A 25,072-nucleotide genomic window follows, 5' to 3' on the forward strand; every position below is an offset into this window, starting at 1 on the left:
CCGCCTGGGATGCCAGGCCATCGAAAGCCACACAAATATCACGGGATGCATGTCTGGCATCTTGCCATTAGCCGTTGGCATGGGCATAAAGGAACACGACTAGAAAACGCCACAAGGACGTCACCGATGCGCATGATTCGCCGCACCTTGCAGATCATCCTTCTGCTGTTGCTCATCGCGTTAATGATCGCCACTTACTTCATCGCCAAGCCTAATCTTCCCGACTACAAGCCAGCGGACAAGGTGCATTACCTTGGGCAATGGAGCGAGCAGGAACGTCAGTTCTACTACTACACCCCCCAGGGAACGCGGGTGAAGGGTCTGCAGTACGCATGGTTCTCGGCGCTGGAGCTGCCCTTCGGCAACGCCAAGTTCGCCGACCCCGACTACCTGGCACGTTTCGGCTTTCTCACCCAGCCCGGGCAAAAGGCCACGGCACTCAATCCTGGCAACCTGCCGGTGGGCTTCACACGCCATCAGGATGACGAAAGCGGCGTTGAGTACCTGGACATCACCTGCGCCGCCTGTCACACCGGCGAGCTGCGCTTCAAGGGCCAGGCGGTGCGTATCGACGGCGGCGCAGCCTTGCACTCCCTGGCTTCCACCGTGCCGACCCTAAAGGGGGGCAGCTTTGGCCAGTCCCTCGGCATGAGCATGGCGTTCACCTACTACAACCCGCTGAAGTTCCGCCGCTTCGCCCGGGAGGTATTGGGCGAGCGCTACGAGCGCGAGTACGACACCCTGCGGGTAGAATTCAAGCAAGTCCTCGATCGGCTGCTGAGTACCGCTTACAACGACTGGCACAGAGGCCTGTACCCGACCGAAGAAGGCTTCGGCCGTACCGATGCTTTCGGGCGCATCGCCAATACCGTGTTCGGTGACAGCATCGACGCCGCCAATTACCGGATTGCCGATGCACCGGTCAGCTATCCGCACCTCTGGGATATCTGGAAATTCGACTGGGTGCAGTGGAACGGCTCGGCCATGCAGCCCATGGCACGTAACGTCGGCGAATCGCTCGGCGTTGGCGCCACGCTGCATCTGCTCGACGAAAACGGGCAAGCCGTCCCGGAGGCTCAGCGTTATGCCTCCAGCGTCCGCATCAACGACCTCTATGCACTGGAGGAAACGCTCAAGCGCCTGCAACCGCCTGCGTGGCCGGAAAAGATCTTTGGCAAGGTGGATATCGCCTTGGCCAGCCGAGGGCGCGCCCTGTTCCAGGAAAACTGCGCCCACTGCCACGCACCACAGGTCGTTCCGCCGGATAAACGCATGGCCCCGGAGCGCGACCCAGAGTGGCACATGCGCGTCATCCCGACGTCCATCGTCGGCACCGACTCCACCACTGCCGACAATATCGCCGACCATCGTTTCGACATCAGCAAGCTGGGGTGGACGAAAGCGGAGCTGGCCAAGCTCGACGTCAAGCTGTTCAGCAACAGCCTCGACAAGGTCGACTTGCGCGCCATCTCCACCGCCGAAGCGCTGGCTTACGTCACCGCCTATGTCGAAGAGCGGGCCTACCGCGACAACGGCATCGCACCGGAGCAGCGCAAGCGCATGGACGGCTATGGCCTACCTATCGGTGTGCAGGAGATCCGCGGCTACAAGGCGCGCCCCCTCGACAGCATCTGGGCCACCCCGCCCTTCCTGCACAACGGCTCGGTACCCACGCTGTTTCATCTGCTGTCGCCGGTCTCGGAGCGCCCCAGCCGCTTCTGGGTCGGCAACTTCGAATTCGATCCCAAGCATGTCGGCTTCGTAAGCGACAAATTCCCCGGCGGTTTCCTTCTCGATACCCGTATCAAAGGCAACGGCAACAACGGCCACGAGTTCCGCGACGGCTGCCGTAACGACGGCGTCATTGGCCGCGGCCTGCAGCCAGAGGAGCGTTGGGCGCTGGTCGAGTACCTGAAAGTGCTGGGTAATGCGCAGCTGGAAAATCAATTGAGCGAAGTGCCGAGCAAACCCTGGAGCCCCGGACAGTTCTGCCAGGGCAGCGTGACGGCAAACAACAAGGAGTCCAACGATGCTTAAACGATTCTGGCTTTGGCTCGGCCGGCTTCTGGGCAAAACACTCGTCGTGCTATTGGTCGTCGGCCTTGGTGGCTGGGCCATAGGCGCCGCTTACTACAGCTGGAAGTTTTCCGGGCCAGTTTCCAGCGAGGAACAGATACCCGCCAATGAGGCGGCCTATACTGAGGGCATCATCGAAGATGCCATCCGCGTGGTCGAGCAGCACCGCGATAATACCCGCGTCCTGCGCGACGCCCATGCCAAGGCGCACGGTTGTGTGAAGGCCGAAGTCACGGTGAGAGCAGAGCTCGATGAAACCCTGCGCCATGGCGTGCTCAGCGAACCGGGCAAGACCTGGCAGGCCTGGATGCGCCTGTCCAACGGCAACGCCTATCCGCAGTTCGACCGCGCTCGTGATGCCAGGGGTATGGCCATCAAGCTGCTCGACGTTCCAGGCAACAAGCTGATGGTCAATCCGCGCCATGCCGACGAGCAGGATTTCGTGATGTTCAACCATCCGGCATTCTTCGTACGTGACGTTGCCGAGTACCGGAGCAACTTCGCCGCCCAGGCGGACGGCAAGAAAGCGCTGGCCTTCTTCCCCAGCTTAGATCCCCGTAGCTGGGAAATCCGCCACCTGATCATCGCCCTGAAAACGCTTTCGCCTGCGCCGAGCAGCCCGGTCGAAACGACCTACAACTCGATCGCCCCCTTCAAGCTGGGCCCACACAACATCAAGTACCGGGTCATCCCCAGCCCTGAAAGCTGCCCGACCTACGCGATTCCCAAGCCCAATACCGACTTGCCCAACTTCCTGCGCAGCGCGCTTTATCAGCAGCTTTCGCTGGATCGCATGCCGGCCTGCTTCGCGCTGCAGGTACAACGGCAAAATCCGAACCATTACATGCCGATCGAGGATCCCAGCGTGGAATGGGACGAGCGAATTTCTCCGTTCGAAACCGTCGCGGACATCCGCCTCCCAGCCCAGGACTTCGACAGCTCGGAGCAGAACCTGTTTTGCGACAACCTGTCCTTCAATCCTTGGCACGCCTTACCGGAGCATCGTCCAATCGGCGGTATCAATCGCTTGCGCAAGGCAGTCTACGAAGCGGTAAGCGTCTATCGCCACGATCGCAACGCCGCTCTGGCTCAGTGAACGTCCTACAGTACGCAGCAGGCTGCTAGAATCGCAGCCTGTTCGCACTGTAGACAAAGAGACTGGCCTTGGAACTGTTCAAAGAATTCATCTTCGAAGCCGCCCACCGGCTCCCGCACGTGCCGGAAGGCCATAAATGCGCGCGCCTGCACGGCCATTCCTTCCGCATCGCGGTGTATATCGAGGGAGAGGTCGACCCGCATACCGGATGGATTCGCGACTTTTCGGAGATTAAGGCCATCTTCAAGCCGATCTACGAACAACTCGACCACAACTACCTCAACGACATCCCTGGCCTGGAAAACCCGACCAGCGAAGTTCTCGCCAAATGGGTATGGCAGCAACTCAAACCGCTGCTCCCGGAGCTGTCACGCATTCGTATTCACGAGACCTGCAGCAGCGGCTGCGAATACCGCGGTGACTGAAGATTGACGCGGCCCCAGCAGTAGCGCGCCGAGCCATGAGCAAATCACCATGAGCACTCCGCACGTCAGAAATGACAGCGTATATCAGGGAATAGCGCTGATCGTATCTGCCGTTTTCCTGCTCTCGCTCGCGGATGCATCAGTGAAGTATTTCAGTACTCGATTGGCGCTATGGCAGCTATTTCTACTCGTGTCCTGCATTTCGGTTCCACTCCTTGGAACATGGCTGGCCACAAGAATAAGCTCCGGGCAACTGCACGTGACATCGGTGCCTTGGGTTACAGCAAGGAGCATCTTGCTGTTACTGATGTGGGTAGCCTATTACTCGGCGTTGCCACTCATTCCCCTCTCGGTAGCTGCCGTTGCCATATACACCACACCTCTCTTCATCGCGATTCTTTCAACGTGCTATGGCGCAGAGCGCCTCTCGGCCCGTGGCTGGATAGCCGTAGCGGTAGGCTTCGCGGGAGTCGCTATCGTCTTACGCCCCGGATCTGAAGCATTTGATCTTGCTGTGCTTTTACCCGTAATCGGCGCGGTGTTTTATGCCGCCGCGATGGTGGTGACGCGCCGGCACTGTCGAGGCGAGCATCCACTGGTAATGGCTCTGGGCCTGAACATAGCTTTTCTAATCGCCGCCAGCTTTGGCGGTCTCCTGTCCTATCTAGGTGGCCCGGCCTTGATGGCCTCTGCGCCAGGGCTGTTTTTGACCTGGCAACCCATAGGCTGGCAGGAAGCAATTTTTATCGTCAGCTATGCAATTGCCTTGGTTACCATCAATACCGCAACAGCGAAAGCTTACCAAATTGCACCTTCGGCGCTGATCGGGACTTTTGACTACATTTACCTTATTTTTGCATGCTTATGGGGATACTTGATATTTGACGAAGTGCCCGGCGTGCATACATGGGGCGGGATGCTGTTGATCCTGGTTGCCGGTTTACTCGTGATACGCCGCTAACCTCCGATTTCACGCCGTTGCCTCAATAGATGGAGCAATTACGTTGAAATCATTCGCACCCAAGCGCTCAAGCAACAGCAAAACCTGACTCGACATTAAATTGTCGCGACGACCCCAAGACCGGCAAATCATTGCCGGCCTTCTGACAGCTAATTGCCATCAATGGCACTCTGCCCCTCACCTCTCCATCCAACCCATTGAACCTAAAGGCTTTTATAGGGCCAAAAAAGACTGGCACGAAATTCGCTCTACTGCTCATAAGTCGTAATGAAGCGCCAGAGGTTCGCCAAAATGGTTCCACCTAGCCAGAAGAACACGATCGATTTCGATGCTGCCAAGCTGCAGCGTCTCGATTTCTCGAATCGTAAGGATCAGGCACGCCCGATCAGCCTCGCGCAATTGCGCCAGCGACTTGGCCTGCAATTACAAACCAGCCTGGATGCAGAACGCATTCTCGGTATGTTCTTTCGTGAGCTCCAGCACCTGGTGCCGGTCGATGCGCTCGGCTACCAGCACTTGAGCAGCGACCTGCGCCTGGACATGGGTCAACAGGCCAATCATTCGGCCACCTACCGCCTCAGCCATGAGAGCGAATACTTGGGTGAGCTGACCTTTCGCCGCCGCCAACGCTTCTCCGATCAGGAGCTGGCCCAGCTGGAGTCGCTGCTCGCCTGCCTGCTATTCCCGCTACGCAACGCCCTGCTCTACCGCGTTGCCATCCAGAGCGCGCTGCGCGACCCCCTGACCAACACCGGCAACCGCGTCGCCATGGATCAGGTACTAGGACGGGAAATCGAGCTGGCTCGCCGTAACGGGCAACCGATGTCGCTGTTGATGCTGGATATCGACCACTTCAAACGCATCAACGATGAGCACGGTCATAGCGCTGGCGACGAAGTCCTGAAGGCCGTAGCCGCGACCCTCAAGGATCAGCTACGCAATATCGACATGGTGTTCCGCTACGGTGGCGAAGAGTTTCTGGTACTGCTTTCCGGCACACCACGCGAAGGTGCCGCACTGGTGGGGGAGCGCCTGCGCGAGTCGGTGCTGGGGCTGCAATGCGTGGCGCAAGGCAAGCCCATAGAACTCTCTGTCAGCCTCGGTTGCGCCACCCTGGAAGCAGGCGAGCCGCTTGAAAACCTACTCAACCGCGCAGACAAGGCGCTGTATAGCGCCAAACGCAACGGACGCAACTGCATGGCCATGGCTAGCTGATCTAAACGCCAGATAGCTCACATGAAAAAGGGCCCCACTCCTAACCGAGGGGGCCCTTTTTCATGACCGCTGGCAGCTGCTACGAACTGCCTTGTGATCAGTTACTGCGGCTTGCGAGTACCACGGCCGAAACCTGGACGCTGACCTTCGCTTGCCGGGCGACCGCGGCGGTTATCGGCACCAGCAGGCTTACGCGGCGCGCGCTCAGCCGACTCCGGGCGTTCGCCCCGAGGCTTGCCAGGCTTCTTGCCAACATCACGCGGACGCTCGGCAACTGGCGTGCCACGCGATGGTTCGCTACGACCTTCACCACGTGGAGTGCGCGGCGCACGTGTCGGACGCTCGCCCTGCTCCTCACGGGAACCACGACCGCTGCTGGATGGCTGAACGGGGCCGCCAGTAGCCGGACGCGCGGTACGCGCTGGGCGCTCACCACGGCCAACCGGTTTAGCTGCCTTGCGCTGCAAACGCTCGAGCTTCTCGCGGGCCTTTTCCTTCATTTCCGGCAGCGCCACCGACTTGAGGCCGACTTCTTCACTGAGGATGTCGACTTCACGCTGGCTCATTTCGCGCCAACGGCCCATGGGCAGATCGGAGGTCATGAATACCGGGCCGAAGCGCACACGCTTCAAACGGCTGACCACAAGACCTTGAGACTCCCACAGGCGCCGCACTTCACGGTTGCGCCCTTCCATGACCACGCAGTGGTACCAATGGTTGAAGCCTTCACCGCCGGGCGCTTCCTTGATGTCGGTAAACTTGGCCGGGCCGTCTTCAAGCATCACGCCAGCTTTGAGACGCTCGATCATTTCTTCGTCGACTTCGCCACGCACACGCACCGCGTACTCGCGATCCATCTGATAGGACGGGTGCATCAGGCGGTTAGCCAGCTCACCATCCGTAGTGAACATCAACAGGCCGGTGGTATTGATATCCAGACGGCCGATATTGATCCAACGGCCTTCCTTCGGCCGCGGCAAGCGGTCGAACACGGTTGGGCGTTTTTCCGGGTCGTCACGGGTGCAGATCTCGCCGTCTGGCTTGTTGTAGATCAGTACGCGACGCAGTGCTTCCGTCGCTTCTTCGCGGCGCAGCAGGCGGCCGTCGATGGCGATGGCATCATGCAAGTCGACGCGCTGACCCAAGGTGGCGTCTTTGCCGTTGACCTTGACGCGACCTGCGGTGATCCAGGACTCGATCTCACGGCGCGAGGCCAGACCAATACGAGCCAGGACTTTCTGCAGTTTCTCGCCAGCGGGGCTGTATTCTTCGGTTTCACTCATCTGGGCACCTCCCGGTGTTTTCTGGTGATGGGACGATCATCTCGTCGAAGGGGCGCGAATCATACGCGGATAAGGCGCTCAACGCACCTGGCGCAAAAGCATAGCTGACCAGATGAGGGCGTCCAGCGAGCGGCTGTCAACATAGGTGCTCAGCTCAACGCTTGCGGCGCGCCTTGGAACCTAGTGCCAACAAGCGCATATCGGCCTCGGCCAAAACCAGGCGCTGCTCAGCCTTGTCGAGTTTTTTCCAGGCCTTTATCTCGGCCTTGCTGCGCCCGCAGCCCAGGCAAATGCTATCGCTGAACTTGCAGACACTGATGCAGGGATCTTTCATGGGCTCTCTTCACGGCTGTCATCCTCAGCTGTAAAGACAGCGCCCTGTTCTTCGCGGTTCGGCTCTTCGTCAGCACGCGCCAAATCATCGAAATCGGTTTTCAGGCCCTGCTCCATGGCGTCGAGCTCGGCCAGCAGCGAACCGAAGCTGGTCTCGGCAGCGGCTTCGGAACGGCTATCCGCTTCCGGCTCATCGCCCAAGGCAAGGTCAGCGCGAGCCTGCAGGCTCTGCGGTACGTCCGGGTCGTCATCCTGAGCCAGGATCGGCTCGGGCTCCAGCTCGCGCAGTGCGGCCAGAGGCGGCAGTTCGTCGAGATTCTTCAGGTTGAAGTGATCGAGAAAGCCCTTGGTGGTCGCGAACATCGCCGGCCTGCCGGGAACCTCCCGATAGCCCACCACGCGAATCCACTCTCGCTCCAGCAGGGTTTTAACGATCTGGCTGTTCACGGCAACACTACGAATTTCCTCGATCTCGCCGCGAGTGATGGGCTGACGGTAGGCGATCAGTGCCAAGGTTTCGAGCATGGCACGGGAGTAGCGTTGCGGGCGCTCCTCCCACAAACGGCCCACCCAGGTGGAGAGATTCTCACGGATCTGCAGGCGATAACCGGAGGCTACTTCCTTGAGTTCGAACGCCCGCCCCTTGCAACTGCCGCCCAGAATCGCCAGCGCCTTGCGAAACTCGTCGGGCTCCGGCCGTTCGGCCTCCTCAAACAATTCCATGATCCGCTCGAACGACAGCGGCTTGCCAGACGCGAGCAAAAGGCCCTCGAGCAAGGTTGCGAGTTGTTTGGGATCGGATAGATTCATCGTCAGGAAATACCGCGCAGAAGGCCGCAAAAAGCGCGAGTCTAGCAGCTCATTCGAACTCGCTCTCGTCCTCTTCGACGCCCGCTACGCGCAGGCGCACATGCACGGCGGCAAAGGCCTCGTTCTGCACCAGTTGCACCAGCGATTCCTTGACCAGCTCCAGAATCGCCATGAAGGTCACCACCACGCCGAGGCGCCCCTCTTCGGCCGTGAACAGCTCGATGAAAGGCACGAACTCCCCGCCCTTGAGGCGCTCCATCACTTCGCTCATGCGCTCGCGGGTTGAGAGCGCCTCACGGCTAATCTGGTGACTCTCGAACATATCGGCGCGGCGCAGCACCTCGGCCATGGACACCAGCAGCTCCTGCAAACTGACCTCTGGCAGCAGCTTGCGCGCTCGCGCTTCGGGCGCTTCGACTCGCGGCACGGTGAGGTCTCGGCCAACCCTGGGCAAGGTGTCGATGCCTTCGGCCGCCGCCTTGAAGCGCTCGTATTCCAGCAACCGGCGGATCAGCTCGGCACGCGGATCGTCTTCCTCTTCTTGCGCCTCTGAGGAACGCGGCAGGAGCATGCGCGACTTGATCTCGGCGAGCATGGCGGCCATCACCAGGTACTCGGCAGCCAGTTCCAGGCGCACGCTGTGCATCAACTCGACATAGCCCATGTACTGGCGGGTGATTTCCGCCACGGGGATGTCCAGCACGTCGATGTTCTGCTTGCGAATCAGGTAGAGCAGCAGATCCAGCGGGCCTTCGAAAGCTTCGAGAAAAACCTCCAGAGCGTCCGGCGGAATGTACAGATCCACCGGCAGTTCGGTGAGCGCCTGCCCGTAGACCAAGGCGAACGGCAGCTCCTGCTGGGCGCCGGCCTGGCTGTCGACATGTTCAGCAGGGTTGGACATCGGTTCAGCGCTGCTCGGCAAAGGGTGATGGGTCGCCGCAACCCACGCGGATGATCTCAGGCTCGTCGTCCACCAGGCTGATCACCGTGGAGGCTTCTAGCCCCCCGAAACCGCCGTCGATGATCAGATCCACCTGATGTTCGAGTATCTGGCGCATTTCATAGGGATCACTCATCGGCAGATCTTCGCCGGGCAGGATCAGGCTGACGCTCATCATCGTCTCGCCCAACTCTTCCAGCAGCGCTGACGCAATCGGATGATTGGGCACACGCAAGCCGATGGTGCGCCGCTTGGGATGCAGCAGCATGCGCGGCACTTCCCGGGTGGCGTTGAGGATGAAGGTGTAGGGGCCAGGTGTGTGATTCTTCAGCAGGCGAAAAGCGGCGGTGTCGACCTTGGCGAAGGTGCTGAGCTGCGACAGATCGCGGCACACCAGGGTGAAGTTGTGCTTGTCATCGAGTTGGCGCAGGCGACGAATGCGCTCCAGCGCACTCTTGGCGCCCATCACGCAACCGACCGCATAGGACGAGTCGGTGGGATAGACCACCACGCCGCCATTGCGGATGATTTCGACCGCCTGCTTGATCAGGCGGGCCTGAGGACTCTCCGGGTGTATCTGGAAAAACTGGCTCATGGTTAGAGGCTCTCAAACGGCATCGTAAGACGGGGCGCAGGCGAACCGCGTCCAGATGGGTGACAGATCATCAGGCAACGGTCGGTACAGTCCCAGCTCCGACCAGTCGCCAGGCGCGTGAAAGTCGCTGCCGACACTGGCCAGCAGACCGAACTCGCGCGCCAGGATCGCCAGGCCTCCGACCTGCTCCGCAGGCTGCATGCCGTTGACCACTTCCAACGCGTGGCCACCAGCCGCCGCAAAGGCTGTCACCAGCTTGCGCCGCTTGCTGCGGGTGAAATCGTACTGCCACGGATGGGCCAGGCTGATCCATGCGTTGGACTGGCGTAAGGTCTCGAGCGTTTCATCTAACGTAGGCCAGTGCTGCTTGACGTCGCCCAGCTTGCCGGAGCCCAGCCATTTGCGGAATGCATCGGCGCGATCCTTGACGTAACCACCGCGCACCAGGAACTCGGCGAAATGCGGTCGCGCCGGCGCGTTGCCGCTTTCCCCCTGGGCCAGTTGAATGGCGCGCGCGCCCTCAAGTGCGCCCGCCATGCCCTTGAGCGCCAGACGCTGGGAAATTTCCTCGGCGCGTAACCAGCGACCCTGATGTAACGCAGCAATGGCCTGGCGCAATGCCGGAGCCTCACTGTCGAAGGCATAGCCGAGCACATGGATGGTCGCACCGCCCCAAGTACAGGACAGCTCGATGCCATTGACCAGCTGCACACCTAGCGCCTTAGCCGCAGCACTGGCTTCATCGAGCCCTTCGAGGGTGTCGTGATCGGTCAGCGCGAGCATCCGAATGCCACGCCCGTGCGCACGGGCGACCACTTCGGCAGGCGGCAAGGCGCCATCCGAGGCGGTGCTGTGACAGTGAAGATCAACCTGCATATGGGGCGCTTTCCCGACGAATCATGTTTGTTATTATGCCCCGGCTGGCGGATTCTTGCTGGCACTGCACAGCGTTCCCACCCGATGTTTCCGAACACAAGGATCGACATGCTCTACGCCATCATCGCCACCGACGTGGAAAACTCCCTGGAGCGTCGTCTTTCCGTACGCCCTGCCCACCTGGCACGCCTGGAAAAACTGAAAACCGAAGGGCGGCTGATTCTTGCCGGCCCCAACCCCGCTATCGACAGCAACGACCCAGGCCCGGCCGGTTTCAGCGGCAGCCTGATAGTCGCCGAATTCGAATCATTGGACGCCGCCAAGGCCTGGGCCAATGCCGACCCCTTCCGCGACGCCGGCGTTTACGCCGAGGTGGTGGTCAAGCCGTTCAAACACGTGCTGCCTTGACCAGGAATCGTCACCTCTTACCATGAGCAATCTGCTGCTGATCGACGACGACGTCGAACTCTGTGAACTGCTGGCCAGTTGGCTGACCCAGGAAGGTTTTCAGGTCACCGCCTGCCACGACGGGCAGAGTGCCCGCCACGCGCTCACGCAAAACGCCCCTGACGCCGTGGTGCTGGACGTGATGCTGCCAGACGGCAGTGGCCTCGAGGTACTCAAGCAGCTACGCAGCGAACACCCCGAGCTGCCCGTGCTGATGCTCTCGGCGAGGGGCGAGCCGCTGGATCGGATTCTCGGCCTGGAGCTGGGCGCCGACGATTACCTGGCCAAACCCTGCGACCCCCGCGAGCTGACCGCGCGCCTGCGCGCCGTGCTGCGCCGCAGCCTGCCACCAGCCACCTCCAGCCAGCTGGAATTGGGCGATCTGCGCTTCAGCCCGGCGCGTGGCGTGGCGGCACTTGGCGCAGATGGCCAGGAGATCGTCCTGACCCTGTCCGAAAGCCGGGTTCTCGAAGCCCTGCTCAAGCAGCCCGGCGAACCGGTGGATAAGCAGGTGCTCGCGCAACTGGCCCTGGGCCGCAAGCTGACCCTCTACGACCGCAGCCTGGACATGCACGTCAGCAACCTGCGCAAGAAAATCGGCCCGCACCCGGATGGTCGCCAACGCATCATCGCCCTGCGCAGCCGCGGCTATTACTACACGACCTGAGAGCCTGTTCTGCGACGCTGCGGGGCCGGTTCGCCGCGAATAATGAGCAGTTTTCGAGCGATTTACACAGCATGGCGTCTCTTTACCCTGCCTTTACCTTGGCTGACCGCGCCTTACCTTGAAACCCCTAATCTGGGCACATCCGGCAACTGGCCGGTTTCGAGACAAGGAGATACACCATGCGCAAGACCATGACCGCCCTGCTCCTCGCCATGACCCTGCCGACCCTGGCAATGGCAGCCCCTGGTGGTGACCATCGCCCAGGCGGTGATCACGGCCCGCGGTTCTTCCATGAGCTGGATCTGAGCAAGGATCAGCAACGCCAGGTACACAAGCTGATGGGCGAACAGAGAAAGAACGATCGCGAGCTCACCCAGCGTTATCTGGACAAGCTGCCGGCAGCCGACAAGAAGGCCCTGGAAACAGAGCGCAAAGCTTCTCGCGACAAGCAGCAGACCGCCATTCGTGCCCTGCTGAACCCGGAACAACAGAAGACCTTCGACGAACAGGCGGCCAAGATGAAAGAGCGCAAGGCCGACCGCGAAGCCTTCGAAGCGTGGAAAGCCGAACACAAGAAAGCCGGCTGATCGCGTCATCCCGTCGCCTGCACGCCAGGTGACGGCCCAATACCCGCCTGTGCCACCTCTGGTGGCGCAGGCTTCTGGCGTCTGAAGGAGTTCACGTGCGCTCATTGTTCTGGCGGATTCTCGGCAGCTTCTGGCTGGCGATTGCCCTGGTGGCAGGCCTGTCCATGCTGCTCGGTCGCGCCCTGAACCAGGACGCCTGGATTCTCAACCAGCATCCCGGCCTGGAAAATCTCCCCGCACAATGGGTGCAGGCCTACGAGACGGACGGCGCACGCGCTGCGCAAGACGTGCTGGAACAACGCAAACGGCGTTTTCGTATCGACACCCAGGTACTGACGGAAGCCGGCCAGCCGGTAATTCGTGGCACCTTCCCACCGCGCGCTGCGGCCTTCGAAGAACGCAACGAAGGCGAGCGGCGCTTGCCCTGGCGGCGCCTGACCACCGATTACACCAGCCCGTCGAGCGGCGAAACCTACCTGTTCATCTACCGCATCCCACACCCGGAACTGGATGCCTGGCACCGCGGCAGCCTGCTCTGGCCGCTGAGTGCGCTGGGTATCGCACTGGTCGTGCTGACCTTGTTCAGCCTGCTGCTGACCCTGTCCATCACTCGCCCGCTGAATCGCTTGCGCGGTGCAGTGCACGACCTCGGGCAGACCGCCTACCAGCAGAACAGCCTGGCGCGCCTGGCCAGCCGTCGTGACGAGTTTGGCGTGCTGGCCAACGACTTCAACCGCATGGGCGCACGCCTGCAGGATCTCATCTGCAGCCAGCGCCAGCTGTTACGCGACGTCTCCCATGAACTGCGTTCCCCGCTCGCCCGCCTGCGCATCGCCCTGGCGCTGGCGGAGCGCGCCGAGCCTGCAGAACGGGAAAAACTCTGGCCACGGCTGATTCGCGAATGCGACCGCCTGGAAGACCTGATCAGCGAAATCCTCACCCTCGCCCGCCTCGACGCCGAACCGGGCTCGGCGCAGAGCATCGACCTGGCCCAGTTGGCCGGTAAGCTGCGCGAGGACGTGAAGCTCAGCCATCCCGAGCAGCAGCTCGACGTCAGCTTGCAGCCGGGCATGCACCTGCAGGGCTGGCCAGACATGCTCGAGCGCGCGCTGGACAACCTGCTGCGCAACGCCCTGCGCTTCAGCCCCGCTGGGCAACCCATCGAGTTGAATTTCATACGTCGCACCGATGAGGTGTATCTGGAAGTCCGCGACCACGGCCCCGGCGTTGCCGAACAGCATCTGCCGCAGCTCGGCGAACCCTTCTTCCGCGCTCCCGGCCAGAGCGCAGCCGGTCACGGCCTCGGCCTGGCCATCGCACGCCGCGCCGCAGAACGCCACGGTGGTCGACTGCAGTTGGAAAATCACCCGGGCGGCGGCTTCAGCGCCAAGCTGATATTGCCCCTCGATGTGGTGCAGATCGAGTGAGCCATCCCAGATCATTCAGGCTGTAGCCCGAGCCCAAGCAACGCCTTGCCCACCAGGCGACTCCGCGTCAGCCCACCGAATGCAAAAACCGACTATTCCGCCAGGGCGAAGCGTGCGGCGCGCTCGATCAGCTCGGAGTCGGGGCGCACCCCGGTGTACAGGGCGAACTGCTCGACGGCCTGCAGAACGATCACTTCACCACCGGTGATGACCGGCTTGCCGAGCGAGCGGGCCAGGCGAATCAATGGGGTCTCCACCGGCACGGCGACCACATCGAATACCCACTTGGCAGCGGCAACGGCGCGCTCGTCGAAGGCCAATTGCTCGGCCTCCGCGCCACGCATACCCAGCGGCGTGACGTTGACCAGCAGGTCTGCCGGCTTGTCGCCCAGTGTCTCGACCAACTCACCCCGCACTGCTCTGCCAGCGCCCTGCCCGCCGCTTCGTTGCGGGCAACGATGAGGCCATTACCAAAGCCGCTGTCACGCAACGCGCAGGCTACTGCCTTGGCCATTCCGCCACTACCGCGCAGCGCGTATTGGCTGCTCTTGGGTACGCCGTGCAGCGCGAGCAGATGCACCACTGCGCTGTAATCGGTGTTATAGCCCGTCAGGTGGCCGTCATCGGCGACGATGGTGTTGACCGATTGCAGCGTCGCCGCCGACTCGTGCAAGGCGTCGAGGTGCGCGATGCAAGCTTCCTTGAACGGCATCGACACCGCACAGCCGCGAACGCCCAGCGCGCGAATGCCGCCGATGGCAGCCGGCAGGTCGGTGGTGGTGAAGGCTTTGTACAGATAATCCAGCTGCAGTTCCTGATACAGGTAGTTCTGGAAGCGCGTACCGAAATTCCCCGGCCGCCCGGAAAGCGACATGCACAGGCGGGTGTCCTTGCTGATGCTGAGTGTCATGCAAACAACCTCAGAGCCGGCTCAAAGTCTGCTACGCGCTTGCATTGCTCCAGCACGAGAGACGTTGGCCTGGCGCTTAGAAAATGTAATCGGTGGTCAGGAAATTCGATGAACGCTGACGAATCACCTCGCTGACCAGCGCCTTGTTGTCGTCCGTAAAACGGGTCGCCACCAGGGTGCGGATCGAGAAGGTACGCAGGGCGTCATGCACCGACAGCGTGCCCTCAGCGGAATCCTTGCGGCCGTTGAACGGGAAGGTATCCGGGCCGCGCTGGCACTGGGCGTTGATGTTGATGCGCCCGACCTGGTTGGCGAAGGCGTCGACCAGGCGACCGATCTGCTGCGCATCGTTGCCGAACAGGCTTAGCTGCTGACCGAAATCGGACTGCAGTACGTAATCGATCACCTGCTCGACATCCCGATACGGCACCACCGGCACCAGGGGCCCGAACTGCTCTTCGCCATACAGGCGCATCTGTGGCGTTACCGGGCACAGCAGCGCCGGATAGAAGAAGCTCTCGCGGTGCTCACCGCCGCCCGGGTTGATGATCTTCGCGCCTTTGTCGATGGCATCGGCCATGACCGTTTTCAGGTAATCGACCTTGCCCGGCTCGGGCAGTGGCGTCAGCGCGACGCCCGCGTCCCAGGGCATGCCGGGCTTGAGTTTGGCCAGGCCGGCGCTGAACTTGTCGAGGAATGGCTGCAGTACATCTTCATGAACGAAGAGGATTTTCAACGCGGTGCAACGCTGGCCGTTGAACGACAGCGCGCCAGTCAGTGCCTCGCTCACCGCGTTGTCCAGATCGACCTGGGGAAGCACGATGCCAGGATTCTTGGCATCCAGGCCCAGCGCCGCACGCAGGCGATGGGGCTTGGGGTGCAACTTCTTCAGATCACTGGCACCCCTGTGGGTGCCGATGAAGGCGAACACGTCGACCTTGCCACTCTCCATCAGAGCGCTGACCGTTTCGCGCCCGCGGCCGTAGATGATGTTGATCACGCCTGGCGGGAAGCTATCGCGGAACGCTTCCAGCAACGGACGCATCAGCAGTACACCGAACTTGGCCGGTTTGAACACCACCGTGTTGCCCATGATCAGCGCCGGAATCAGCGTGGTGAAGGTTTCGTTCAGCGGATAGTTATACGGCCCCATGCACAGCGCCACACCCAGCGGCACGCGGCGGATCTGCCCCAAGGTGCCCTGTTCCAGCTCGAAACGACTGGAGCGACGATCCAGCTCCTTGAGCGCTCCGATGGTGTCGACGATGTAATCGCAGGTACGGTCAAACTCCTTTTCGGAGTCCTTGAGGTTCTTGCCGATCTCCCACATCAGCAGCTTGACCACTGCCGTGCGCTGTTCACGCATGCGAGCCAGAAAGGCTTCGACATGGGCGATGCGTTCAGCGACGCGCAGGTTGGGCCACTGACCCTGGCCGTGATCGTAGGCTGCCACGGCGGCATCCAGCGCGGCCAGGGCAGCATCGGCGTCGAGCAGCGGCGTACTGCCGAGCACCACCTGGCGCTCGCCATCGTCCTCGGCGAGATAGATCGGGCTGCGCACCTGCGCCAGCGGCCCCTGCCAGTGGCGTAACTCGCCGCCGACCAGGTATTCACGCTGCTCGACTGGTGCATCGGGGCGGTAGGCTTCAGGAATATCGTGCAGACGGGGAAACAGCGCAGCAGGGTCGAAGGGACGGGACATGAGAACTCCTGGACGGAGGGAGCCCGGCCCCACGGCGCGGGCTATGACGAGATGAGTTGGCTCAGTTCAGCAGCGCCAGGGCATCGGCGCTCGCCTGGCGAACCTTGTCCCAACCCGCGGAGCTGTCCAGCATCCAGCTGCCGCCAACGCACATCACATTGGGCAGGGCCATGTAACGCTTCATGTTGTCGGGGCTGACGCCACCAGTCGGGCAGAAACGGATGTCTCCGAACGGGCCACTGAGGGCCTTGAGCGCTGCGGCTCCGCCGCAGACTTCCGCAGGAAACAGCTTGAAGCGGCGATAGCCGAGGGCGTAACCGACCATGATTTCCGAAGCGCTGGCCACACCGGGCAGCAGCGGGATCGGGCTGTCCAGGGCAGCACGCAGCAGTTCATCGGTAGAGCCTGGGCTGACGATGAATTGGGCACCGGCCTCCTCCACCGATTCGAGCATGCGGCGATCCAGCACCGTGCCGGCACCAACGCACAGATGCGGTCGTTCTTCACGCAGGCGGCGGATGGCCGTCAGGCCATGCACCGAGCGCAGGGTGATTTCCAGCACCTGCAAGCCGCCGGCATCCAGGGCATCGGCCAGCGGCAGAATGTCTTCCTCGCGGGCGATGGTAATCACCGGCATGATCCGCGCCCGCTCACAGAGCACATCGATGCTGGCGATCTTCTCAGCCATGGTCGGGGTTGGTCGGCTGATGGCGTGTGTCATGTGTTTTGATCCTTTTGGCCTAAGGGCACCAGTAAATTTCTAAAGGCGCGCCGAGAAACGCGCTGATTGGCATTTTTTTGTGGTCACGGTGTTCTAGCGCCTGCTCCAGCACGCGCAACTTTCCTTCTCCCTCGATTGACAACAGTTGCAGTCGAGCGGCCTTGAGCAGCGGCAGCGTGAGGGTCAGGCGCTGATGTGGCACAGCTGGCGCGAGCATCGGCAAGCAGCGGCGCGAGCCATCTGCCTGCAGCGCTTGATCGAGGTTGGGGCTGTTGGGGAACAGCGAGGCGGTATGCCCGTCGGTGCCCATGCCCAGTACCAGCACGTCGATGGGCGGTAGGTCGTTCAACGCCTGTTCGGTGAGCGTCGCCGCCTCTTCAAGGCTACCCGCGCTGTGGTACAGGCCGAGCAGTCGCGCTTCAGCGGCTGGCCCCTGAAGCAAATGCTGACGCACCAGTGCCTCGTTACTGTCTTCGTGGGCAACCGGCACCCAGCGCTCGTCGGCCAGGCTTACCAGCACCTGGTTCCAGGGCAAGGGTTGCTGCGCCAGTGCCTTGAAGAAAGCGATCGGGCTACGCCCGCCCGACACCACCAGCGTAGCGGTGCCATGACTGTCGATGGCATCGCGCAGGGCGCCGGCCACTCTATCGACCAGAGCCTGGGCCAGGCGCTGGGAATTGTCGTGGCTGCGGGCAACCACGCCCGCGGGAAATTCGAGGTCAGAGATCGCCATACCAGGCCCTCCCGTCGCGAGTGATCAGGGCGATGGAGCTCATCGGCCCCCAGCTTCCGGCGACGTATGGTTTAGGTGGGTCGCCAAGTTTTTTCCAACCGGCGATCAGCTGATCGCACCACTGCCAGGCATGTTCGATTTCGTCCTTGCGCACGAACAGGTTCTGGTTGCCACGCATGACCTCAAGCAGCAACCGTTCATAGGCATCAGGAATGCGTGAGCTGCCATAAGTTGCCGAAAAGTTCAGCTGCAACGGATCGCTGCGTAGCTGCATACCCTTGTCCAGCCCCTGATCCTTGGTCATCACCTGCAGAGAAATACTCTCGTCCGGCTGCAGGCGGATGATCAGTTTGTTGCCGATCAACTGCCGCTGCTCGGGAGCGAAGATGTAGTGCGGCGGCTCTTTGAAGTGGATGACGATCTGCGACAGCTTCTGCGCCATGCGCTTGCCGGTGCGCAGATAGAACGGCACGCCGGCCCAGCGCCAGTTGCGGATGTCCGCGCGCAGGGCAACGAAGGTTTCGGTATCGCTATGGGCATTGGAGTTTTCTTCCTCCAGATAACCCGGTACCGGTTTGCCGTCGCTGGTCCCGCCCACGTACTGACCACGCACCACATGACGGGAAAGCTGCTCGGCGTTCATCGGTTCGAGCGCCTTGAGCACCTTGACCTTCTCATCACGGATGGCATCCGCCGATAGATCGCCGGGTGGATCCATGGCGATCAGGCAGAGCAGCTGCAGCAGGTGGTTCTGGATCATGTCGCGCAGCTGGCCGGCCTTGTCGAAATAGCCCCAGCGACCTTCGATACCGACCTTCTCCGCCACGGTAATTTCCACGTGGGTGATGTGGTTCTGGTTCCACTGGGTCTCGAACAGGCTGTTGGCGAAGCGCAGGGCAATCAGGTTCTGCACCGTCTCCTTGCCCAGGTAATGGTCGATCCGATAAACCTGGGTTTCCGGGAAGTACGCCGCTACTGCATCGTTAACCGCACGGGACGATTCCAGATCGTGGCCAATCGGTTTCTCCAGCACCACGCGGGTGCCTTCGGCCAGACCGACCGCGGCAAGGTTGGCGCAAATGCCGCCATACACGGACGCGGGGGTTGCGAAATAAGCAATCAGTTGGCGGCCGCTACCGACCGCTTCCGCCAGTTGCGGGTAGGCATCAGGTGGCAGGAATTCCATGCTCAGGTAGCGCAGGCGCGCCTGGAAACGCTGCATCACCACGTCGTCCAGCTCCTTGGCCGGCAGGTAGCGGCGCAGGTGACTGTCGATGGCGCTCAGGTGCGTGGCGGGATCACCGCCCTCGCGCGCCAGGGCAAGCAGCTGGGTATCCTCGTGCAGCAGCCCGGCACGATCGAGCTGATAGAGGGCAGGAAACAGCTTGCGCAATGCCAGGTCGCCGAGGGCGCCGAACAGAGCGAAGGTACAAGGTTCAACGGGAATCACGGACATGATCTTTGTTCTTCTATCAAGTTACCCTATTGATAGCGGTTAACCGCTAATTTCGCAACTGCAAATGTAGTAATAAAAACAACATTTTTTATAGACTGCATATCCGGATAGCCAGTTGACAGCATCGGTCGTACGATTGACCGACGCTTTATCAGAGAAGGACAAAAATGGATCGCGTGCGCAATCTTCTCGAGCAGATCAAGGGCCGCCTCGACAGCCTCAACAAGGCCGAACGCAAGGTCGCCGAAGTGATACTGCTCAATCCGCAGCAGGCCACCCGCCTGAGCATTGCCTCCCTCGCCCAGGCCGCCCAGGTCAGCGAACCGACGGTGAACCGCTTTTGTCGCTCGTTCGGCGTCAACGGCTATCCCGAGCTGAAAATGCAGCTGGCGCAGAGCCTGGCCAGCGGCGCGGCCTACGTCAGCCGCGCCGTGGAAGCCGACGACGGCCCCGAGGCCTACACCCGCAAGATATTCGGCAGCGCCATCGCCTCGCTGGACAGCGCCTGCCAGAGCCTCGACCCGAACCTGATCAGCCGCGCCGTCGATCTGTTGATCCAGGCCCGGCAAATCCATTTCTTCGGCCTTGGCGCATCGGCGCCCGTTGCACTGGACGCCCAGCACAAGTTCTTCCGCTTCAACCTCGCGGTGTCCGCCCACGCCGATGTGCTGATGCAGCGGATGCTGGCATCGGTGGCCCATACCGGCGATCTGTTCGTGATCATTTCCTATACCGGCCGCACCCGCGAACTGGTCGAGGTGGCGCGTCTGGCGCGGGAGAATGGCGCTTCGGTGCTCGGCCTCACCGCCGCCGGCTCGCCGCTCGCACAAGCCTGCAGCCTGAGCGTGCATATCCCGCTGCCCGAAGACACCGACATCTACATGCCGATGACCTCGCGGATCATTCAGCTCACCGTACTCGACGTACTGGCAACCGGCATGACCCTGCGCCGCGGTGCGGACTTCCAGCCGCACCTGCGCAAGATCAAGGAAAGCCTCAACGCCAGCCGTTATCCGGCCAGCGAAGAACAAGGCTGAGCGACATGGCGCCATTCGTAGGGTGGGTGGAGCGGCGCTAAACCGCGACCGCCGACCCACATCAAGTCCAGAGCGCCGCGTAACCCACCACGCGGTCGACGCTGATACCCAATGGTGGGCTACGGCGCCCAAGAACCGAGTCGTTCCCAATGATAACGACCAGCGCCTCCACCCACCCTACGAGCCTGCAAGCTAGCGTTGCGCGACTGCGAAATCGTAGTCAGCTTTTACTTGCGGCTTGTCGCTTGCAGCTCGAAGCTTTACTTCCACCAGTACTCCACCTGAACCCCGAAATTGGAGCCATTGCGTGCGCTGCCGAAAGCGCCGGTGTCGGACAATGCCGAGCCTTCCGCCAACAGATTCGCCGCTTCCTGCGCGGCACGGTTCCAGCTGGCGTAGGTGTAGTAGAGACGGACTTCCGGGCGCTCGAAGAAACCAGGGCCGGCCGGCGACCAAGTCGGTGCGACGGTGAACTTGGTTAGCTTGCGGGTGCCGCCGGAGGCGTCCACCTGGTCATGGCCGATCTCGCCGACCAGCTTGAACTGCTGCGTGAAGGCATAGCTGGTACGCCCACCCACCGACCACCAGTCCTGATCTTCACCGTCATCACGCTTGTCCTTCTGGTAAACGGCCTGAACCTGCCCACCCAGACGAGGCGTCACCTGGAAGTCGAAGAACTCGACGACGCGCCAGCTCTTGGCGCCACCATCGAGGGTCGGATCGCCGGTGTAGCCCAGGCCGGTTCCCGGCCCCTCGCCATATTGCAGCGCCAGCTTGTTGTCGCCTCCGAGGCCGAGGAAGTTCTTCTGCACGTGCTGCCCTGTCACCGACCAGCCGCTGTTCGCATCGTCAACGGAGGATGCCTTGTCGATGTAGCTGACCCCCACCTCGATCTCGCCGCCCGGGTTGGTCACGAAGCCGCCGACGTTGAAGTCGTGGCGGTTGATGTATTCCTTCTGGTCGTAGCTGTCCTTGCGCGAGAACACGTAGCTGTACTTGTAATCACCGATCTTCATCTCGTCGATACCGAAACCGGTGGCGCTCTGGTTCCAGTAGTAGAAGTCGGAGATATGGATGTCGTTTCGCTTGTAGAAACGGCGCCCTGCCCACAACGAACCGCCATTGAGCGCCGGCATGTTGCTCCACTCGGCGTACATCTGGTTCATCCTGGCGGTACCACGGTCGCCAGTGAATTTCGGCGTGTGGCCATACTCGTTGAAGAGCTGCGCCATGCCCTCGATGCTCAGCACCGAGCCATCGTCCAGGCTGAACAGATCCTGGCGCAGATCCAGCTCGGCGTAGTGTTCGCACTCGTTGCCCAGGCGATACTTGGAGCGCGCCCCCGGTAGTTGGAAGCATGACTGTCGGCCATTGCCGTCGGCAGTACCGGCACCGCTACGCACGTAGCCGGTAAACTCCAGCGCCATTCCCGTGGCCGGTAGCGTCAGGGAACCCAACGCCATGGCCAGACCGAAACCCGTCGATCGTTTCATACCCTCTCCTGCTGTTTTTATTGTTGTTACCGCTTCATTTGCCGGCATCAGGACAACCGAGGCCAGGACGGCACTCGCGAGACCGACTCCTTTTCAACGATTCTTTAGCTGGGTGACATTGCTCTGTGGAGCGGCGTGGGCTTGCGGGCGTACGCGCTCGCCGCTGTCGGCGTCGAACAGCAGTACCCGCGAGGCGTCGATGTGCAGCTCGACGCTCTGGCCGATCTCCGGCGCCTGATCCGGCGCCAGGCGGCAGCACAACTTGGCGTCATTGACGCTGACAAAGACCAGGGTGTCCGGCCCGGTGGGTTCGGTGACCTCGACCACGGCAGGCAATGAAGCCTCCTGCCCCGACACGCTGGCCGGCTGAATCTGTTCGGGACGAATACCGAGCAGCAATGTGCGTTGTTCGGTGCCCTCGGGCAGATGGCCGAGCGGCAATTCGCAGCTGCCGGACGACGAAGTCAACGTCGCCCACACCTGGCCGGCGCGGCGCTGCAACTGCACGGGTACGAAGTTCATGGGCGGCGAGCCGATGAAGCTGGCCACGAACAGGTTGGCCGGGTCGTTGTAGATCTGTTGCGGCGTGCCGAATTGCTGGATCACGCCCTCCTTCATCACTGCCACCTTGTCGCCGAGGGTCATGGCCTCGATCTGGTCGTGGGTGACGTAGACCGTGGTGGTCTTCAGGCGCTGGTGCATCAGCTTGATTTCGGTGCGCATCTCCACCCGCAGCTTGGCGTCGAGGTTGGACAGCGGCTCGTCGAACAGGTAGATCTTCGGTCGCCGCGCCAGCGCCCGGCCCATGGCCACACGTTGCTGTTGGCCACCGGAAAGCTGCCCCGGCTTGCGTTTGAGCAGATGCTCGATCTGCAGCAGTTTGGCGACCCGCGCCACTTCCTCGTCGATGGCCGCCGGGGCCATCTTGCGCATCTTCAGGCCAAAGGCGATGTTGTCGCGCACGCTCATGGTCGGGTACAACGCGTAGGACTGGAACACCATGGCGATGTCACGATCCTTGGGGCTCATGCCGCTGATGTCGGCGTCGTCGACCAGGATCGCACCGTTGCTGATGCTCTCCAGCCCGGCGATGCAATTCATCAGGGTGGATTTCCCGCAACCTGAAGGGCCGACCAGAATCAGAAATTCCCCGGCATCGATCTTCAGGTCGATGCTCTTGAGCGTGTCCGTCAGGCCACTGCCGTAGGACTTGTTGACGTTGCGCAATTCGAGCGTTGCCATTTACTTCTCTCCATTTTGAAAGCGTCGCGAGCGAAGGTCAGGCAAGGCGGAGTCAGGTGAGGAAGCGGAATTTAGGCCGCTAAATGAGCATTCCGAACCTGAATCCAACGCCGCATGACCGAGCGCAGTAGCTTTCAACCCTTTACCGCGCCGGCCGTGAGGCCACGCAGGAAGTACTTGCCCGCCACGATGTACACCAGCAGGGTCGGTAGCCCGGCGATCATCGCCGCGGCCATGTCCACGTTGTATTCCTTGGCGCCGGTGCTGGTATTGACCAGGTTGTTGAGGGCCACGGTGATCGGCTGGGAGTCGCCACTGGCGAACACCACACCAAAGAGGAAGTCGTTCCAGATCTGGGTGAACTGCCAGATCAGGCAGACCATGATGATCGGCAGCGACATGGGCAGCAGGATGCGTCCGAAGATGGTGAAGAAGCCCGCGCCATCGAGGCGCGCCGCCTTGACCAGCGCATCCGGCACGCTGACGTAAAAGTTGCGGAAGAACAGCGTGGTGAAGGCGATGCCATAAACCACGTGGATGAGCACCAGGCCTGTGGTGGTATTGGCCAGGCCGAACTTGCCGAGGGTGAACGAGGCTGGCAGCAACACCGTCTGGAACGGCAGGAAGCAGCCGAACAGCAGCAGACCGAAGAATAACTGCGAACCACGAAAGCGCCACATCGACAGCACGTAACCATTCAGGGCGCCGACCGCCGTGGAAATCAGCACGGCCGGCACGGCGATCTTCACCGAATTCCAGAAATAGCCGCCGACCACGTCCCAGGCCTTGACCCAGCCGATCAAAGTGAACGCTTCAGGCCAGGACAGCAGATTGCCAGCGCGCACGTCCTCGGGGGTCTTGAAGCTGGTCAGCAGCATTACGATCAGCGGCACCAGGTACAGCGCGGCTGCGAACAGCAAGGTGGCATAGATCGCCACACGGCTTGGGCTGAAGGCTCTAGTCATGGCGTTTGCCCCGCAGTTCCGAGTAGAGATAGGGCACCAGAATCGCCAGGATCGCGCCGAGCATCATCATCGCGCTGGCCGAGCCGATGCCCATCTGGCCGCGGCTGAAGGTGAAGTTGTACATGAACATCGCCGGCAGATCGGAGGAGTAACCGGGGCCGCCCGCGGTCATCGCCGCCACCAGGTCGAAGCTCTTGATGGCGATGTGGGCGAGGATCATCACCGCACTGAAGAACACCGGCCGCAGGCTCGGCAGGACGATGCGCAGGTAGATGGTCGGCAGACTCGCGCCGTCCACCTGAGCGGCACGGATGATCGATTGATCAACACTGCGCAGGCCGGCCAGGAACAGCGCCATGACGAAGCCCGAGGCCTGCCACACGGCGGCGATCACCAGGCAGTAGACGACCCGATCCTGATCCACCAGCCAGTCCAGGCGAAAGCCTTCCCAGCCCCAGTCACGCAGCATCTTGTCCAGCCCCAGGCCGGGATTGAGCAGCCATTTCCAGGCGGTACCGGTGACGATCATCGACAGCGCCATGGGGTACAGGTAGATGGTGCGGATGAAGCCTTCGCGGCGAATGCGCTGATCCAGCAGCACGGCGAGCAACACGCCGATGAGCAGGCTGATGCCGATGAACATGCCGCCGAACACCATCAGGTTCTTGCTTGCCACCCACCAGCGGTCGTTGTCCATCAGCCGCACGTACTGCTGCAGACCGACCCACTTGTAGCTGGGCATGAAGCTGGAATTGGTGAACGACAGCACCAGCGTCCAGAGGATGTAGCCGTAGAAGCCGACCAGCACCACCAACATGCTCGGCGCCAGCACCAGCTTGGGTAGCCAGCGCTGCAGCGCGTCGAAGGGTGAAGCCTTGCCGATTACCGTCGTGACACTCATCGGGCATTACCAGTGTGGAAATGAAATTCGGGTCGAACGCCGCCTGCGACTGGGCCAAGGCCTGGTCGAAGGAGGCTTTGCTGATAAGAACGTGTTCACGATCTAGCGAGCTAGAGCAATGCAAGGCAAAAACAGGCGAGGAAGCGGAATTTACTGATGTAAATGAGCATTCCG

Annotated in this window: 24 protein-coding genes and 1 pseudogene; 10 read left to right on the forward strand and 15 right to left on the reverse strand. The window is 61.6% G+C overall.

The features are described from left to right. Positions 1-126 precede the first annotated feature (126 nt). From K5Q02_RS18010 to K5Q02_RS18030, 5 genes are all read left to right on the forward strand, one after another. On the forward strand, positions 127-2,037 hold the full coding sequence (locus K5Q02_RS18010; RefSeq protein WP_225832777.1) for a c-type cytochrome: 1,911 nt from the start codon (positions 127-129) through the stop codon (positions 2,035-2,037). Beyond that, positions 2,030-3,172, forward strand: coding sequence for a catalase family protein (locus K5Q02_RS18015; RefSeq protein WP_225832778.1), 1,143 nt, complete (start codon positions 2,030-2,032; stop codon positions 3,170-3,172). Before K5Q02_RS18010 ends, K5Q02_RS18015 begins: the two co-directional genes overlap by 8 nt. Before the next feature lie 68 nt (positions 3,173-3,240). After that, entirely contained in the window at positions 3,241-3,597 is a 357-nt protein-coding gene (gene queD, locus K5Q02_RS18020; protein WP_225832780.1) for a 6-carboxytetrahydropterin synthase QueD, read from the forward strand. Between the two features lie 49 nt (positions 3,598-3,646). Next, positions 3,647-4,558 carry a DMT family transporter gene (locus tag K5Q02_RS18025; RefSeq protein ID WP_225832781.1) on the forward strand — a complete coding sequence of 304 codons (912 nt, stop codon included), beginning with the start codon at positions 3,647-3,649 and terminating at the stop codon, positions 4,556-4,558. Positions 4,559-4,849: 291 nt separating this feature from the next. Then, complete coding sequence (locus K5Q02_RS18030) at positions 4,850-5,773, forward strand: GGDEF domain-containing protein (protein WP_225832783.1); 924 nt, start codon at positions 4,850-4,852, stop codon at positions 5,771-5,773. Positions 5,774-5,874: 101 nt separating this feature from the next. Here K5Q02_RS18030 and rluB read toward each other — a convergent pair whose 3' ends face one another. The 6 genes from rluB to K5Q02_RS18060 all read right to left on the reverse strand — a co-directional run bounded on the left by rluB (position 5,875) and on the right by K5Q02_RS18060 (position 10,610). Continuing rightward, the gene (gene rluB / locus K5Q02_RS18035) at positions 5,875-7,056 is read right to left on the reverse strand and encodes a 23S rRNA pseudouridine(2605) synthase RluB (protein WP_225832784.1); all 1,182 of its coding nucleotides are present in this window, start codon (positions 7,054-7,056) and stop codon (positions 5,875-5,877) included. Between the two features lie 154 nt (positions 7,057-7,210). Then, entirely contained in the window at positions 7,211-7,390 is a 180-nt protein-coding gene (locus K5Q02_RS18040) for a DUF1289 domain-containing protein (protein ID WP_225832786.1), read from the reverse strand. Next, positions 7,387-8,199, reverse strand: a complete 813-nt coding sequence (gene scpB / locus K5Q02_RS18045; RefSeq protein WP_225832788.1) for an SMC-Scp complex subunit ScpB — start codon at positions 8,197-8,199, stop codon at positions 7,387-7,389. Before scpB ends, K5Q02_RS18040 begins: the two co-directional genes overlap by 4 nt. A gap of 49 nt (positions 8,200-8,248) precedes the next feature. Continuing rightward, complete coding sequence (locus K5Q02_RS18050) at positions 8,249-8,977, reverse strand: segregation and condensation protein A (RefSeq protein WP_225839729.1); 729 nt, start codon at positions 8,975-8,977, stop codon at positions 8,249-8,251. 127 nt (positions 8,978-9,104) lie between these two features. After that, a complete protein-coding gene (locus tag K5Q02_RS18055) occupies positions 9,105-9,734 on the reverse strand; it encodes an L-threonylcarbamoyladenylate synthase (RefSeq protein ID WP_225832789.1) in 630 nt (209 codons plus the stop codon). A gap of 12 nt (positions 9,735-9,746) precedes the next feature. Then, the gene (locus K5Q02_RS18060; protein ID WP_225832791.1) at positions 9,747-10,610 is read right to left on the reverse strand and encodes a PHP domain-containing protein; all 864 of its coding nucleotides are present in this window, start codon (positions 10,608-10,610) and stop codon (positions 9,747-9,749) included. Positions 10,611-10,718: 108 nt separating this feature from the next. Between K5Q02_RS18060 and K5Q02_RS18065 the strand changes: the two genes are divergently transcribed. The 4 genes from K5Q02_RS18065 to K5Q02_RS18080 all read left to right on the forward strand — a co-directional run bounded on the left by K5Q02_RS18065 (position 10,719) and on the right by K5Q02_RS18080 (position 13,738). Further along, complete coding sequence (locus tag K5Q02_RS18065; RefSeq protein ID WP_225832793.1) at positions 10,719-11,018, forward strand: YciI family protein; 300 nt, start codon at positions 10,719-10,721, stop codon at positions 11,016-11,018. 22 nt (positions 11,019-11,040) lie between these two features. Beyond that, complete coding sequence (locus K5Q02_RS18070) at positions 11,041-11,724, forward strand: response regulator transcription factor (protein WP_225832794.1); 684 nt, start codon at positions 11,041-11,043, stop codon at positions 11,722-11,724. A 179-nt stretch (positions 11,725-11,903) separates the two neighbouring features. Then, positions 11,904-12,311 carry a Spy/CpxP family protein refolding chaperone gene (locus K5Q02_RS18075; protein WP_225832796.1) on the forward strand — a complete coding sequence of 136 codons (408 nt, stop codon included), beginning with the start codon at positions 11,904-11,906 and terminating at the stop codon, positions 12,309-12,311. Between the two features lie 95 nt (positions 12,312-12,406). After that, positions 12,407-13,738 carry a sensor histidine kinase gene (locus tag K5Q02_RS18080; protein ID WP_225832798.1) on the forward strand — a complete coding sequence of 444 codons (1,332 nt, stop codon included), beginning with the start codon at positions 12,407-12,409 and terminating at the stop codon, positions 13,736-13,738. 92 nt (positions 13,739-13,830) lie between these two features. Here K5Q02_RS18080 and K5Q02_RS18085 read toward each other — a convergent pair. The 5 genes and pseudogenes from K5Q02_RS18085 to zwf all read right to left on the reverse strand — a co-directional run bounded on the left by K5Q02_RS18085 (position 13,831) and on the right by zwf (position 19,260). Next, positions 13,831-14,648, reverse strand: a pseudogene (locus K5Q02_RS18085) (shikimate 5-dehydrogenase). A gap of 76 nt (positions 14,649-14,724) precedes the next feature. Continuing rightward, positions 14,725-16,350, reverse strand: a complete 1,626-nt coding sequence (locus tag K5Q02_RS18090; protein ID WP_225832799.1) for an NADP-dependent glyceraldehyde-3-phosphate dehydrogenase — start codon at positions 16,348-16,350, stop codon at positions 14,725-14,727. 61 nt (positions 16,351-16,411) lie between these two features. Then, positions 16,412-17,071: a bifunctional 4-hydroxy-2-oxoglutarate aldolase/2-dehydro-3-deoxy-phosphogluconate aldolase gene (locus tag K5Q02_RS18095; RefSeq protein ID WP_225832801.1), complete on the reverse strand. Its 660-nt coding sequence runs from the start codon at positions 17,069-17,071 to the stop codon at positions 16,412-16,414. A 19-nt stretch (positions 17,072-17,090) separates the two neighbouring features. Continuing rightward, complete coding sequence (gene pgl / locus K5Q02_RS18100; protein WP_225832803.1) at positions 17,091-17,804, reverse strand: 6-phosphogluconolactonase; 714 nt, start codon at positions 17,802-17,804, stop codon at positions 17,091-17,093. Continuing rightward, positions 17,791-19,260 carry a glucose-6-phosphate dehydrogenase gene (gene zwf, locus K5Q02_RS18105; protein WP_225832804.1) on the reverse strand — a complete coding sequence of 490 codons (1,470 nt, stop codon included), beginning with the start codon at positions 19,258-19,260 and terminating at the stop codon, positions 17,791-17,793. The genes pgl and zwf overlap by 14 nt, the downstream gene beginning before the upstream one ends. A 176-nt stretch (positions 19,261-19,436) precedes the next feature. On the opposite strand from zwf, the gene K5Q02_RS18110 reads away from it, so the two are divergent. Beyond that, positions 19,437-20,297: a MurR/RpiR family transcriptional regulator gene (locus K5Q02_RS18110; RefSeq protein WP_225839730.1), complete on the forward strand. Its 861-nt coding sequence runs from the start codon at positions 19,437-19,439 to the stop codon at positions 20,295-20,297. 260 nt (positions 20,298-20,557) lie between these two features. On the opposite strand, the gene K5Q02_RS18115 is transcribed toward K5Q02_RS18110, so the two are convergent. The 4 genes from K5Q02_RS18115 to K5Q02_RS18130 all read right to left on the reverse strand — a co-directional run bounded on the left by K5Q02_RS18115 (position 20,558) and on the right by K5Q02_RS18130 (position 24,898). Continuing rightward, positions 20,558-21,790 (reverse strand): maltoporin, encoded by a 1,233-nt coding sequence (locus K5Q02_RS18115; protein ID WP_225832806.1) that lies wholly within the window; start codon positions 21,788-21,790, stop codon positions 20,558-20,560. Positions 21,791-21,883: 93 nt separating this feature from the next. Next, positions 21,884-23,032 (reverse strand): ABC transporter ATP-binding protein, encoded by a 1,149-nt coding sequence (locus tag K5Q02_RS18120; protein WP_225832808.1) that lies wholly within the window; start codon positions 23,030-23,032, stop codon positions 21,884-21,886. Positions 23,033-23,166: 134 nt separating this feature from the next. Beyond that, entirely contained in the window at positions 23,167-23,997 is an 831-nt protein-coding gene (locus K5Q02_RS18125) for a carbohydrate ABC transporter permease (protein ID WP_225832809.1), read from the reverse strand. Next, a complete protein-coding gene (locus tag K5Q02_RS18130; RefSeq protein ID WP_225832811.1) occupies positions 23,990-24,898 on the reverse strand; it encodes a carbohydrate ABC transporter permease in 909 nt (302 codons plus the stop codon). Before K5Q02_RS18130 ends, K5Q02_RS18125 begins: the two co-directional genes overlap by 8 nt. Between the last annotated feature and the right edge of the window lie 174 nt (positions 24,899-25,072).

Origin of the sequence: Pseudomonas sp. MM211, assembly GCF_020386635.1 — a bacterium.
Classification (GTDB): Bacteria; Pseudomonadota; Gammaproteobacteria; order Pseudomonadales; family Pseudomonadaceae; genus Aquipseudomonas.

What these genes read in the sequence shown, in the direction of transcription:
- K5Q02_RS18025 (WP_225832781.1), top strand. Translation starts at nt 3,647, where the DNA reads ATGAGCACTCCGCACGTCAGAAATGACAGCGTATATCAGGGAATAGCG.
- K5Q02_RS18040 (WP_225832786.1), bottom strand. Translation starts at nt 7,390, where the DNA reads ATGAAAGATCCCTGCATCAGTGTCTGCAAGTTCAGCGATAGCATTTGC.
- zwf (WP_225832804.1), bottom strand. Translation starts at nt 19,260, where the DNA reads ATGTCCGTGATTCCCGTTGAACCTTGTACCTTCGCTCTGTTCGGCGCC.
- K5Q02_RS18070 (WP_225832794.1), top strand. Translation starts at nt 11,041, where the DNA reads ATGAGCAATCTGCTGCTGATCGACGACGACGTCGAACTCTGTGAACTG.
- K5Q02_RS18065 (WP_225832793.1), top strand. Translation starts at nt 10,719, where the DNA reads ATGCTCTACGCCATCATCGCCACCGACGTGGAAAACTCCCTGGAGCGT.
- K5Q02_RS18125 (WP_225832809.1), bottom strand. Translation starts at nt 23,997, where the DNA reads ATGACTAGAGCCTTCAGCCCAAGCCGTGTGGCGATCTATGCCACCTTG.
- K5Q02_RS18130 (WP_225832811.1), bottom strand. Translation starts at nt 24,898, where the DNA reads ATGAGTGTCACGACGGTAATCGGCAAGGCTTCACCCTTCGACGCGCTG.
- K5Q02_RS18095 (WP_225832801.1), bottom strand. Translation starts at nt 17,071, where the DNA reads ATGACACACGCCATCAGCCGACCAACCCCGACCATGGCTGAGAAGATC.
- rluB (WP_225832784.1), bottom strand. Translation starts at nt 7,056, where the DNA reads ATGAGTGAAACCGAAGAATACAGCCCCGCTGGCGAGAAACTGCAGAAA.
- K5Q02_RS18060 (WP_225832791.1), bottom strand. Translation starts at nt 10,610, where the DNA reads ATGCAGGTTGATCTTCACTGTCACAGCACCGCCTCGGATGGCGCCTTG.
- K5Q02_RS18010 (WP_225832777.1), top strand. Translation starts at nt 127, where the DNA reads ATGCGCATGATTCGCCGCACCTTGCAGATCATCCTTCTGCTGTTGCTC.
- K5Q02_RS18055 (WP_225832789.1), bottom strand. Translation starts at nt 9,734, where the DNA reads ATGAGCCAGTTTTTCCAGATACACCCGGAGAGTCCTCAGGCCCGCCTG.
- K5Q02_RS18015 (WP_225832778.1), top strand. Translation starts at nt 2,030, where the DNA reads ATGCTTAAACGATTCTGGCTTTGGCTCGGCCGGCTTCTGGGCAAAACA.
- K5Q02_RS18030 (WP_225832783.1), top strand. Translation starts at nt 4,850, where the DNA reads ATGGTTCCACCTAGCCAGAAGAACACGATCGATTTCGATGCTGCCAAG.
- K5Q02_RS18090 (WP_225832799.1), bottom strand. Translation starts at nt 16,350, where the DNA reads ATGTCCCGTCCCTTCGACCCTGCTGCGCTGTTTCCCCGTCTGCACGAT.
- K5Q02_RS18075 (WP_225832796.1), top strand. Translation starts at nt 11,904, where the DNA reads ATGCGCAAGACCATGACCGCCCTGCTCCTCGCCATGACCCTGCCGACC.
- K5Q02_RS18115 (WP_225832806.1), bottom strand. Translation starts at nt 21,790, where the DNA reads ATGAAACGATCGACGGGTTTCGGTCTGGCCATGGCGTTGGGTTCCCTG.
- K5Q02_RS18120 (WP_225832808.1), bottom strand. Translation starts at nt 23,032, where the DNA reads ATGGCAACGCTCGAATTGCGCAACGTCAACAAGTCCTACGGCAGTGGC.
- scpB (WP_225832788.1), bottom strand. Translation starts at nt 8,199, where the DNA reads ATGAATCTATCCGATCCCAAACAACTCGCAACCTTGCTCGAGGGCCTT.
- pgl (WP_225832803.1), bottom strand. Translation starts at nt 17,804, where the DNA reads ATGGCGATCTCTGACCTCGAATTTCCCGCGGGCGTGGTTGCCCGCAGC.